General features: G+C 43.8%; 15 protein-coding genes. All 15 read left to right on the top strand.

Annotation, left to right across the window (positions count from 1 at the left end):
* Positions 1–8 precede the first annotated feature (8 nt).
* Positions 9–236 (top strand): hypothetical protein, encoded by a 228-nt coding sequence (locus LCM23_RS17070; RefSeq protein ID WP_224938027.1) that lies wholly within the window; start codon positions 9–11, stop codon positions 234–236.
* A 156-nt stretch (positions 237–392) separates the two neighbouring features.
* On the top strand, positions 393–2,546 hold the full coding sequence (locus LCM23_RS17065) for a phage tail tape measure protein (RefSeq protein ID WP_224938026.1): 2,154 nt from the start codon (positions 393–395) through the stop codon (positions 2,544–2,546).
* Positions 2,546–3,349, top strand: a complete 804-nt coding sequence (locus tag LCM23_RS17060; RefSeq protein ID WP_224938025.1) for a phage tail domain-containing protein — start codon at positions 2,546–2,548, stop codon at positions 3,347–3,349. The genes LCM23_RS17065 and LCM23_RS17060 overlap by 1 nt, the downstream gene beginning before the upstream one ends.
* Positions 3,350–3,382: 33 nt before the next feature.
* Positions 3,383–5,245: a right-handed parallel beta-helix repeat-containing protein gene (locus LCM23_RS17055; protein ID WP_224938116.1), complete on the top strand. Its 1,863-nt coding sequence runs from the start codon at positions 3,383–3,385 to the stop codon at positions 5,243–5,245.
* Between the two features lie 126 nt (positions 5,246–5,371).
* Positions 5,372–5,860: a hypothetical protein gene (locus LCM23_RS17050; protein WP_224938024.1), complete on the top strand. Its 489-nt coding sequence runs from the start codon at positions 5,372–5,374 to the stop codon at positions 5,858–5,860.
* A 27-nt stretch (positions 5,861–5,887) separates the two neighbouring features.
* A complete protein-coding gene (locus LCM23_RS17045) occupies positions 5,888–6,031 on the top strand; it encodes a hypothetical protein (protein WP_224938023.1) in 144 nt (47 codons plus the stop codon).
* A gap of 115 nt (positions 6,032–6,146) precedes the next feature.
* Positions 6,147–8,108, top strand: coding sequence for a phage tail spike protein (locus tag LCM23_RS17040; protein WP_318247541.1), 1,962 nt, complete (start codon positions 6,147–6,149; stop codon positions 8,106–8,108).
* An 83-nt stretch (positions 8,109–8,191) separates the two neighbouring features.
* On the top strand, positions 8,192–8,617 hold the full coding sequence (locus tag LCM23_RS17035; protein WP_224938022.1) for a hypothetical protein: 426 nt from the start codon (positions 8,192–8,194) through the stop codon (positions 8,615–8,617).
* A gap of 30 nt (positions 8,618–8,647) precedes the next feature.
* On the top strand, positions 8,648–8,848 hold the full coding sequence (locus LCM23_RS17030; RefSeq protein WP_224938021.1) for a hypothetical protein: 201 nt from the start codon (positions 8,648–8,650) through the stop codon (positions 8,846–8,848).
* Positions 8,849–8,887: 39 nt separating this feature from the next.
* Positions 8,888–9,718: a BppU family phage baseplate upper protein gene (locus LCM23_RS26215; protein ID WP_404826620.1), complete on the top strand. Its 831-nt coding sequence runs from the start codon at positions 8,888–8,890 to the stop codon at positions 9,716–9,718.
* Between the two features lies 1 nt (position 9,719).
* Positions 9,720–10,271 carry a hypothetical protein gene (locus tag LCM23_RS17015; RefSeq protein WP_224938020.1) on the top strand — a complete coding sequence of 184 codons (552 nt, stop codon included), beginning with the start codon at positions 9,720–9,722 and terminating at the stop codon, positions 10,269–10,271.
* A 13-nt stretch (positions 10,272–10,284) separates the two neighbouring features.
* Positions 10,285–11,085 (top strand): polysaccharide deacetylase family protein, encoded by an 801-nt coding sequence (locus LCM23_RS17010; protein ID WP_224938019.1) that lies wholly within the window; start codon positions 10,285–10,287, stop codon positions 11,083–11,085.
* Positions 11,086–11,206: 121 nt separating this feature from the next.
* A complete protein-coding gene (locus tag LCM23_RS17005; protein ID WP_224938018.1) occupies positions 11,207–11,494 on the top strand; it encodes a hemolysin XhlA family protein in 288 nt (95 codons plus the stop codon).
* A 22-nt stretch (positions 11,495–11,516) separates the two neighbouring features.
* Positions 11,517–12,320 carry an N-acetylmuramoyl-L-alanine amidase gene (locus LCM23_RS17000; RefSeq protein WP_224938017.1) on the top strand — a complete coding sequence of 268 codons (804 nt, stop codon included), beginning with the start codon at positions 11,517–11,519 and terminating at the stop codon, positions 12,318–12,320.
* On the top strand, positions 12,320–12,529 hold the full coding sequence (locus tag LCM23_RS16995) for a phage holin (RefSeq protein WP_224938016.1): 210 nt from the start codon (positions 12,320–12,322) through the stop codon (positions 12,527–12,529). The genes LCM23_RS17000 and LCM23_RS16995 overlap by 1 nt, the downstream gene beginning before the upstream one ends.
* Positions 12,530–12,548 lie beyond the last annotated feature (19 nt).

Genomic DNA, 12,548 nt, shown 5'->3' with positions numbered 1-12,548 from the left:
ATGACTTGATGTTAATTGCTGAGCAAGAGTCTCGTTATGACGAATATGAGCGTCAAGCTAGTATCGCGATTATGAACGAAGCTGCGCACCGTGCAAAACGACCGAAGGCTTCTGATCTGTTCAAGCGTCCTGAAGAAGGCGTAAAAGAGGAGACGTTAAAGAAAAAGGCAAAAAAAGCGGAAGAAACGGTGGAATGGTTATCGCAGTTCGACTTTTCAAAGAAAGGAGGAAACTAGATGCTTAGTGGTTTAACGGTTCGTATTGGAGCTGATATTACGGCTTTGCGGACAGCTCTCCGAACAGCCTCAACAGGCGTTAGGGATTTCGCCAGAACAAACGAACAGGCAATGCAAACGGTCGGAATGGTTGGTGCTGCTGTAACGGGGCTGGGCGTGGTAGCAGCGGCGGGATTTGGCGCAGCAGTAAAAACGGCAATGGATTTCGAGTCCGCAATTAGCCGTGTCGGTGCGCTATCCGGAGCTAGTGCTGAGCAGATGCAACTATTAACGGCTGAAGCTGAAAGGCTTGGGGCAACAACAAGCTTTAGCGCTACACAGGCGGCAGAAGGCATGCAATTTTTAGCAATGGCTGGCTATGAGACCAATGATATTTTAGCCGCAATGCCTGGACTTTTAGATACAGCGGCAGCAGGACAAATTGATCTCGGAAGAACTGCTGACATCGTCTCAAACATATTAACAGGGTTCGGCATTAGGGCTGAAGATACTGGTCGAGTTGCAGACGTATTGACGGAAGCATTTACTAGCTCAAATACAACGTTAGAAATGCTTGGTCAAACTATGAAATACGTAGCACCTGTCGCCAAATCATCAGGTCAATCACTTGAAGGGATGGCTGCGGCTGCGGGTATTCTCGGAAATGCCGGTATACAAGCAGACCAAGCAGGAACAAGTTTGCGTATGATGCTAATTCGATTAGCTAAACCGCCCAAGATGGCGAAAGACGCACTGGACCAGCTCGGCATTAGCGTAAGTGACTCACAAGGCAATATGAAGGATTTATCGCAAATTATCGGCGAAATGGCTGAGGCAACAAAAGGTATGACCGAAGCAGACCGATTGGCGGCTGTCGCGAAAATATCCGGCGTTGAGGCATCAGCAGCCATGTTGGCATTGATGGACGCGGGGCAAAGCACTATCGAAGATTTTACTAAGCAACTTGAAAATAGCGGAGGAGCTGCGCAAGAGATTGCGACAAAACAACTCGACAACCTTAAAGGGCAGTTGATTATTCTTAAGTCCGCATTAGAGGGAGCGGCGATATCAATAGGAAATGCGTTATTGCCCGCATTAAAACTTATTGTTGCTGCTGTAACACAGTTAGTTGAATGGTTTAACGGATTGAACGAGACTACAAAGACGATTATTGCCGTTGTTGCTGCTTTAGGAACAGTACTTACTCTTATAACGGGCGGGATGTTACTACTCATCGGCTTTTTACCTACTTTAATAATGGGTTTTACTGCTTTAGGTACAGTGCTGCCAGCTATAGGGGGCGCTCTTTCTACAGTACTTGGTCCGATTCTACTTGTCGTAGCTGCTATTACGGCGATAGGAACAGCGCTAGTCCTCGCGTATAACAATTGCGAGTGGTTCCGCGAAATGGTTAACGAAGTTTGGGAAGGTATTAAATCAATATTTAGTGCAGCCTTAACGTTCATTAAGGACGAAGTAGTTATACCAATTGTCGGCGCTATAGTAGACTTTTTCAGTGAAAAGTTAGGGGAAATAAAAGCCTTTTGGGACGAAAATGGTTCGACAATTTCGCAACTAGTTAAGGGGCATTTTTTAGTAATACAGACGATTATACAGACGGTTATGGGGAGTATTAAAACTATATTTATGACGGTTTGGCCAGCGTTAAAAGCTATAGTGCAAGTCGTTTGGGGCGCTATACAAGCCGTAATAAGTACAGTGATAGACGTAATCCTGGGTATTATCCGAACAACAATGCGCTTGCTCGAAGGGGATTGGGAAGGCGCTTGGGAATCTATTAAAGAAACGGCTCAAAGTATATGGGAAAATATCGTTAGCATTTTCGAGGACATAGACTTGTTCCAAATTGGTAAAGACATGATGCAAGGATTAATTGACGGGATCGGCGAAATGGGGAAAAGTATTGGCAGTAAAGTTGAGGAGATAGCGAGGTCTATACCGTCCGGCATTAAAGAATTTCTACAGATTAAATCGCCTTCACGCGTTCTTAAAAGGTTAGGCGTATATGCCGGCGAGGGGTTAGCGATAGGTATCGACTCTATGAAGCGGCAAGTAGCTCAGTCAGCATCAACGCTCGCAAACGCAGCTATTCCGGCGATTAATTCATCTTATAACACACCGAGCATGGCAGGAGCGGGCATGATGGCGAGCTTTAACAACGAGCCGGCAATAACAACGCAACAATTTAACTTAGAGCGCATGTTTGATGGCGCTAATATCACGCTTGCCAACGGGTATGATACCGAGCAATTTATGCGCGATTCTTGGCGGGTTGCACAAGACGAAAAGAGACGAAGGGGGCAAAGGTAGTGGAATCAAGCGTATGGATAGATGATAACGAATTGCAAGCGCTAGGCTTAACGGTCATACTCGATTCAAGCGAACCGATGTTGCCTTCGTTTCGCACAAATACGATGACAGTGCCGGGCAGACATGGCGCATATGATTTTGGCGCCTATATGGACGTAAGGCAGTTCGAGTTAAACTGCGCATTTAAGCGACAGTCATATACGGACTTAAAGGCGCAAATTCGCCAGTTTGTTAAATTGTTTGTCGATGACTACGGGCGACCTAAGACGGTCAAGTTGCGCTTTGGCGATGAGCCGGATAAATATTATGACGTAAAAGTGGGCGGAGGCGTGCCGGTTGAACGACTGGCTAACCTCGGATTTTTTACGTTGCCGTTAATCGCGCATGATCCAATGGCAAAGTTTATCGTGCCTAGCAACGATATCGTTTGGGGCAGTGACTTGCCTATAATTAGCGACGTTATTTGGGAAACCGGACTAAGCGGAAGAAGGATAGCAGAGGCAACTACATTCACGGTCGTGAACAATGGGACTTCCGTTATTCCTTTCTCTTTTCGCATAGAAGGTCGAGGGATTAATTTATCAGTTTCAGCAAACGGTCGCAAATTCACGTTAGGAACGATGACAGGGCAGACAATTGAAGTTATCGGCGAGCAATACTTAGTTCTCGTTAATGGAAATTCTGATTTAACAAAAACGGACGGACAATTCATCGAGTTATTGCCGGGCGTCAATTATATACGCATAGATGGTGTTGGCTTGGACGTAACTATGAGCGAAAGTCTAACTTATAAATACGTATAAGTCTTACGCAAAGGAGGAAATAAATTGTCAGAAGTGAAAAAGATATTACCTACGGAAACGTTGCGCCAGACTTACCCGAAGCTAAACGCAGCAATTGACAATAGCAACGCTGCTATCATCAAGTCTAATTACGCGACAACGAAATCGGATGGCGCGATTCAACGAGCAAGCAACGCTGAAACGATCGCAACTAGCGTGCAAAGCCAACTAGACAATATCGTCATAGAAAGCGGTACGAGCGATGCTGAAACGTTGCAGGCGCGAACAGGTACGTATGGAAATGTAGCGCCGAACTTAAAGACACGCGTAGACGAACTGGAGCATTTTATTAACGTGAAAAGTTACGGAGCTGTGGGCGATTATACTAACGACGATACGGCAGCGATACAGGCTGTTCTAGATATCGCAGAAACGCACGGTCAGGTTAGCGTATATGTGCCGGCGGGGATTTATAAAGTGACGGCAAAACTAATCGTTCATGGTAATACGCATATTCGTATGTCGCCGAACGCGGTAATCAAACGGTCGCACAACGCGTCAATTCTTCAGAACGGGCGCAATGGCGCAACGTTTTATGGATACGAAGGAAATGGAAACATCGTCATAGAGGGCGGCGTATTTGACGGGAATTTAATCGATTATAACTTCGAGTGTAGCGGCTTTAGCGTTTCGCATGCGCAAAATATCATTCTACGCGATGTGACTTTCAAAGATTTATACGCGGGGCATGCACTTGATTTAGCAGGCGTTAAAGACGTACTAGTCGACAATTGTAAATTTATTGGCTATCGCGATAGAGCAGATCAGAGTCGTAACTATGCGGAGGCTATTCAGATTGATATCGCAACTACTGGAAGCTTTCCTGCGTTTGGTGCGCCGGATGGTACTGCGACAAATAACGTAACTGTACGCAATTGCTATTTCGGTCCGAGTGGGACGGAGAATACGACGAGCTGGCCGGTCGGCGTGGGGCAACATATGGCGGTGCATGATATATGGCCGTCTGATATTACGGTTGTTAATAATACGTTCGAAGAGTGTCCGTTTAGGGCGTTACGGATTTTCAAGTTTAAAAACGTATTTGTAGAAAGTAACACTTTCCGCAACTGCTTCGGATCGATAAACGTTTCGATTCCCTCACCGAATAGTGAATTCACTAAGAATATAAATGGTGTTCAAATGGGAGTATCACAAGAGAGCAGTACGGTTATTATACGAGGGAATATAATCGAGGGAACTATTGGCGATGTAGCTCATATTTCAATCAATGGCGTGTCGGGAGTTTACACTGAAAATGTAAAAATAGTTGATAATACGCTAAAGGATTTGAATGTCTCTGGCGGAATTATATATTTAAATTATACCGATTCAATAGATATTAAGGGTAATAAATTCTATAACTCAACCCGTGCTCTTTGGGTTAGGAACTCATTAAATGTAAATTTTGATTCAAATACTTGTGGGATAATGCAACTTGAAATGATTTATGCGCAATTAGTTAATAACCTTTCCGTAGTGAATAATACGGTAAAAGAAACAGGTCGTGCTGGTATTAACTATGAAGGGGTTGTTGGAGGAGTAATACAATCCAATCTAATAGGAGCATCAAGTACAGAAAGTCTTAACGAGCGAAGTGGGATTTTTATAGGAAGTAGTAGTAAAAGTATAAAAATTGCAGAAAACATCATTCCTGCAATCGCGAATATGTATGGCATTCAAGTAACAAGTACGTGCGAAAATATTCAAATAGGAAATAATGATGTATCAGGATTAACTGGTGCAGTTTCTATACCTAGCGTGAGTGGATACGTTGGGTTTTCTTTTGTTTCGCCTAATGGAACTAAATATAAAGCTAGTGTCGATAATAGTGGTTCATTGCAAGTGAGTCAATTATAACAAGATATATTCCATCAATTCTTTTTACAGTATATAATGTATCACCACTACTTTATATATAATAATAAAAGAAGGATATCCTCTTTTTTTGTCGAATGAACGTGACAAAAGAAGGGGGTATTTTATATGGAAGATTTATTTAATGAAATTGAAAGAGGTTTAAATGCAAAAGTTTATCATTTATCTTTAGGAATGGCTTTATGCATTCCTGATATTTGTGCAGCTTTACAATCAGAAGATGGTCAAACAAGTGGAAGGAAATACAAGGACTGGTACAGTGAGTATGTTGGTGACAAAATTTCTATGACAGCGGACGACTGTTATTACTTCAGGTGTTCATTCTTGCATCAAGGAAGCACAAGACATAAAAATTCTCGATATGACAGAGTTATATTTATTGAGCCTAATCCAAGGGTGGTAATGCATAATAATATAATAGACAATGTTTTAAATATAGATATAGAGATCTTTTGTCAAGAAATAATAAACGCTGCTTGTACATGGTTAGAACATATTAAAGATGATAATACTTTCAGGAATAACCACCAACATTCATTTAGAAGGTACCCTAATGGGCTAGAGCCATTCATAGTTGGTGTTCCAGTTTATGGTTAATTAATAACTCGCAGGAGGTGATAACTTTTGACCATTAGAGAGCTTATTAACCAATTACAATTATTAGATCAAAATGCAGAAGTATTCATTTCTTGCGAAGCTGGTTGTGTTTCGGACAATGAGATAACTATTATAGAGAAAGATACTAGAGTATATTTAGAGATTGAATAGAATTTTCACAAACTGCGCAGCATTAGGCGCCCATCATCGGGCGTCTTTTTCTATGAATTAAAGAACGATTATATTCGCGGACTAAATACGAAGTTAAAAGGAGGCGTTCGCCACGATTAAAATACTGAATCGTTCGCGCCAACCTATCGCAATACTCGAAAATGCATATAGCGTATCGTACAAGAAGCGTCTCAACGAAATTTGGGGCGCTTCTTTTATTTTACCGTTAGATGATCCGAAGAATGCCGAATGCCAGCCGTTAAACTATGTCGAGATAATCGACGACCTAACCGGCGAGTATATCGGTCTTTTTCGTATTGTGCCGTCGCAGACCACGAAGTCAGAGTCGAATTACTCCATCAAGTACGAATGCGACCACGTTATCGCGACACTCTTGGACGACGTGCTATTCGAGTATCATCAGACGATAAATTGGACGACGAAGCAAAATATCGAATATATACTTGCGCGACAGACGACGAAGCATTGGCGCCTTGGACGCTGCGACTTTACGCGATATTTTCATTATAAATGGGAGGACGAGAACGGATTGCTCGGTCCTCTTTTTTCTATTGCGCAACCTTTCGACGAACAGTACGAATGGACGTGGGATACTACGTCTTATCCTTGGACGCTCAATCTCGTGCGACCTTCTAACGCGACAACTTGCGAAGTACGTTTCGGCAAAAATCAGCGCGAGATACAGCGCGACATTGATCCGACGGGCATACTCAATCGTATTTATCCGAAAGGCTACGGCGAGGGCGTCAATCAACTTACTATTCGCGAAGCTAACAACGGACGTCCTTACTTGGAGAACGCAGCATCTATCGCGAAATATGGACTGATTCCTTACGTTTGGGTTGACCGTCGATTCGAGGATATTGACTCGTTAAAAGCATCAGCCCAGGCGTTGCTTGATGAGCGGAGCGTGCCGAAAGTTAGCTATCGGATTAGCGCCGTAGACTTGTCGAGCTTGACGGGCATGGATGTCGATAAGCTACGCGTTGGTCGTATAGTACGCATAGTCGATCCGGACCTCGGCACTTTTGAAGCGCGAATCGTCGGCGAGAGCAAGCCGGACATGGTCGGAAGCCCTGGAGACATTCAGCTAGAAATCGCAAACAAGACGGAGAATCTCGGCACGACGCAAGCGGACTTAGAGCGCCGTCAAGAGATTAACGAAGTTTACGCGCAAGGAGCAACGAATATAGACTCACATGATTATAATGACAACGCGGATCCAAATAATCCGGCTACCATACGGTTTTACTTGCCGGAGGAAATGGTACGTGTGAATAAGCTTGAATTGACTTTTGAAACATCGGAATTTAGGACGTATGGAAAAGCTACTGAAGGCGGAGGCGCTACGTCAACGACTACGAAAGGTGGCGGAGGGACAACGGCCACGAGTTCGAGCGGTGGGGGGACAACTGCGACAAGCACGAGCGGTGGTGGAGTAAGTACATCGACGGCAAGTGGCGGTGGTAGCTCACAAACGTCAAGCTCTGGCGGAGGAACGCAGACAACAACTAGTACGCGAAACTTTGCGCAACTTAACTTAGTGAGTGGTGTTCCGCAAAACGCTATAGGTTCGGAGAACTATGGAAACCATATGCATGAGGTGCAGATACCGGGGGAGAGGTTTAATCACTCGCATGATGTTTCAGTTCCCTCCCACACACACAACGTCTCGATACCGTCTCACACACATGATTTTAACGTTCCTAACCACCGTCATGACGTCAGTATTCCAAACCATACGCATAGCGTAACAATTCCGGATCATACGCACGACTTCACGCTCCCTAATCATACGCATGAAATACAGCACGGAATTTACAAGCTAAACAGTACACCTTCTCGCGTAACGATTAAAGTTGACGGCAATACAGTTCAGCATACATCAACTAGCGGACAGAATATCGACTTAATTCCCCATCTTGGAACGGATTCAAGCGGCAAGGTAAATCGAGGTTGGCATACTATTGAGATTACGCCTAATAGCCTAGGTCGCATAACTGCACAAATAACAACTCAGTTCTTTATTCAATCACGCGGAGGTGGAAATTATTAGTGAAATAATAGGTAGAATATGCTAGGATTAAAATAAAAAGGTGATGGATGATGCGGAAACTAACTACGCTGGTACTACTTTTATTGTTAACTGCTTGCGCAAATGAATCAACTGAAGAAGTGAAAGAAGAAGCTAAAAGCGATAAGGAAACAGTCGAAGTAACTGCCGATGTAGCTGCCGCAGAAGTTAAGGACGAGAAATTGCCGTGGGAAAAGTACGATACGCAGGAGATTTATGATTTAGTAAACGACGGTAAGGAAGTATTTACACTGGATAATGCGGTTGCTTTAGAGAATGAATTTTTTCGACTCTACGACTCTGGTGAACTAACGTCGGATTGGGGCAAGTATTTACACGTATTCGGCGCTGAATTACAGCCTAATCATACTGATCTAGACGAGTATCTAAAGACAATAATGAACGTTGGCGTTAATGTTATGAATGAAAATTACGATGAAGCCAATAGATTAATGGAACATGCAAAAGTATTAAGAGAGGGCGCCAACTAAGGCGTCTTTTTTCATGCGAAGGGGGATTCTATGGTTCAGTTAAAAGTCTCAACTTATAGTCTCGGAGAATACGAGTTTGAAACCGATGCTTATGACGAAAATATTATTAATCAACAATTAAATGATTCCGAAGTAAATACGATCTTAATTGGTCGTAATATATTTTCGCGTATAGAGATAAAGGGTATTACTATCATTTCAAATGAGGGTATTGATGAAGGCGCCAACTAAGGCGTCTTTTTTCATGCGTAAAAATAGGAGGCGATATAATTGGCGATAAGATGGAAAACAACGGATTCACATGACGCAATTAGATATACGGCACTCGACGCGCACAAGCAACCGGTCAACTTAATCGGAGCTACGGCGCGCTTTTTAATGGGCAAGCGAGGCGACACTGATTCCGTAATTATTAACGAGCCGGCGCAAGTAGTCGATGAAATGGCGGGCAAGCTCGCGTACGAATTGACGGAAATAGCGACGCTCGAAGCCGGCACGTTTAACGCGGAATTTCACGTTGAATGGCCGGACGGCAGTCGCAAAGTATTTCCAAGCGAAGGCTACTTAGCGGTTACGGTTGCGCCGAGCTTAGACGTGAGCAAGGTGGGCGAAGTAGAAGAGCGCATCGTTATGCGCGTATCACAAATCGAAGAGTTCAAAGATGAAATTGTCGCGGAGGTTGACGGCTTTAGGGCGACCGTTGGGCAAGCGGAGGATGCTGCGGTAGAGGCGGAAGTACAGGCGGATTATGCAAAGGCGCAAGGGGACCGCGCTAAGACGGAGGCGGACCGTTTAGAGGGTACTGATGTCAGTGTACTAGATAATAAAGTTAATGATGTTGACAGTCGGCTTACCGCACAGTTGGCAGATTTTGAGCAACAAGTGTCCAGCATTGGAGAATTAAAAGTAAACGGAGTATATGACACATTAACAGCCCTACAAACAGCACTACCTACAGGTAAAAACGGTGTATTTATTGTTGTCGACGATGGAAATTGGTACTTCTGGAATGAGACTGTCTGGACTTCTGGTGGAGTATTCCAAAGTACGCAATGGTTTAAGGCAACGACAACACAAAATGAACCTTGGGAGGTTGTGTAAAATGGCAAACGAAATGATAAGGATGGCTGGTCGTGGGGATGACGGAACTGCCAAAGCTTTAAAAACAGATAACGATGGTAATCTTGGTGTGAAACTGACGGGAAGTACTGTTGCAAAAGATGAAAACGGAAATCCAGTGGCACAAGCGGTAGATTTGCAATTTAATTCACTAACTGATGAAGAAGCAATACCAGTTAAAAGCAAATCCCTTAAAGAGCTCGTATTTGAAAACATTACTGTCCCGGCTGGAGGTTCTGCGCAATTAACATTAACGGAAGGTTCTTCCATAGACTTAACAGATGCAAAAGAATTTACTATGGGCGTCATCACTGCTAATAGTCATCAATATAGAATAAATGCACAAAAATTAGATGGAAATTCTGATCACTATGATGCATCAACAAGTGATAGGGATACTATCTTTGCAGAGGCTGTAAGAAGTAGAGCGTTGAGTGGAGTATTCAGAGTTAAAGCACCGAGATATAAATTTTTCTTATCTAACACTTCTTCGGCAGAGCAAACTTATTCCATTCGAATTAACAAACTTTTGTGATGAGGGATAAATTATGGTGTTGAGTAGTGTAAAACCAGCAAAGTCAATTAACCAAGCTAAGGAAGTCAAAGTAGAAAGTGCTTTTCCAATAATGATTAGTAACCCTAAGTTTGAAGATTATAATGGTCAGGCTATGGTTACCTTGAGTTACGATGATGGTCTAAATGATAACTATGAATTGGCGCTTCCTATTCATGAGAAATACAGTATTCCAGCAACTTTTAATATTATTGGGCAGAGAGTGATTATAAAGTCATTTCACAAAGATTTTTTCAATCCGTTTAAGGTGAAAGATGCAGAAAGAAGAGGGGTGGAGATTGCTGCACATTCCTACTATCACGACATTGGTTTAATTGATAAAACTGATGAAGAAGTACACTTTGAATTTGGTGAGACTAAGAAGGTTTTGAGTATGTGGTGCATAGGAAGTCCAGAAACTTATGCGGTTCAATTCTCTAAATATGATGACAGGGTAAGAAGCATCGGAATGCAGTATTATAAGGGTATAAGAGTACATGGAAACGCTCAGAATAATACTCCCCCAAATGACAGGTACTGGATTAATTCAGCAATAGCCGTAACGAATACGACCACATTCTCAGATGTTAAAGAAAAGATTGATGAGGCTATTGAGAATAGACAGTGGTGTGTCATTATGTTGCATGGTATTGATCCAAAGAAGGACGGTTTGTACGAAATCACCCCTTCGTTGTTGGAAGAGATTTTGCAATACATCAATACTCAAGGAAGAGAAAAGATTTTACCTGTATGTACTAGAGATGCGCTGAAGTTCACATTAGGGAATCAATATTAGATTTTATTAAGAAAATGAAATTTTACGGTTCTACAGCTGAACAGTAGGAACAAACTGCGCAGCATTAGGCGCCCATCATCGGGCGTCTTTTTCGCGTGCCTTAAAGGAGGTGAAACGCAATATGGCGGAACCGAGCGGACACGAGCTTAACGAGAAAATCGCAGACATACGCGAATGGCTCGTGCGGATTGATACGAAGATGGATAACTTAAACGATATCAAACGTCTTGCGGAAAGAGCGGACGAGAAAGCCGACTCAGCAGAAGATAAGGCGGACTTCGCGATTAAACTGGCGGAAGAGGTTCGCGATGACATTCGCGACATGAAGGCGAACACGAAGTGGGTATGGGGAACGTTGCTGACGGTCGCGGGACTTTTAATAACGGTATTCATTGCGCTAATCAAATAAAATAACGAAGGGAAGCGGTAATATGGTAAAAGTATTTATTGACGCAGGACATGGCGGTAACGATCCAGGAGCGGTCGGCAATGGCTTGCGCGAAAAGGACTTGACGCTGACAATCGCTAAGCGTGTCGGTGCTATTCTCGCGAACGATTATAAAGGCGCGACTATTAAGTACAGCAGAACGGGCGACCAATCACTGTCGCTTAAGCAACGGACGGACGCGGCGAACGCTTGGGGCGCAGACTTATTTGTCTCCGTTCATATTAACGCAGGCGGTGGCACGGGCTACGAGGACTACGTCTATACGACAGTTGGCGCGGGTACGCAGAAGTTTCAGGACGCCATTCATAGCGAAATTATGAAACGAATTGATGGCGTTCGCGACCGAGGCAAGAAGCGCGCTAACTATCACGTTCTACGCGAATCACGCATGCCGGCAGTATTAACGGAATCCTTGTTCATCGATAAAGCAGCGGACGCGGCAAAGCTAAAGCAAGCGTCATTTATCGAAGCAGTTGCGCAGGGGCATGCAGCAGGCATCGCGAAGGCTTTCAAGCTAGCGAAGAAACAGACGGCAAGCAAGCCGAAGCCAGCGCCAAGCAAAGGCAGCTTATTCAAGGTTCAAATTGGCGCGTTTAGTAAGAAGGCTAATGCGGATGCTCTCGTCAAGCAAGCGAAGGCTAAAGGATTTGACGCGTTTGCATCGAAGGATGGCGCGCTATATAAAGTACAGCTCGGCGCGTTCAGCAAGAAAGATAATGCGGACGACTTGGCGGCGAAAGCGAAGAAAGCGGGCTATGCGCCTTATATTGCGAAGGAGGCTAAATAATGAATAGAATTTCGGCAGGCACGGTCAGCAGATTCGTGCTTTTACTTTTGGCGCTAATTAACGCGGGCTTAGAAATGGCGGGCTTAAGCGTGATTCCGGTCGACGAAGCGGGCGTGAGCGAGTTTATTTCGCTTGCATTCCTCGGCGGGACTGCGCTTTGGAGCTACTGGAAAAATAACGACGTGACGAAGAAAGCGCGAGAAGAATAGACGAAAATAAAACGCCCTG

Source organism: Cytobacillus kochii (assembly GCF_020171845.1).
GTDB classification, from domain to species: Bacteria; Bacillota; Bacilli; order Bacillales; family Cytobacillaceae; genus Cytobacillus; species Cytobacillus kochii.
The sequence above is the reverse complement of the archived record's forward strand: the minus strand, read 5'-3'. Positions and strand labels throughout refer to the sequence as shown.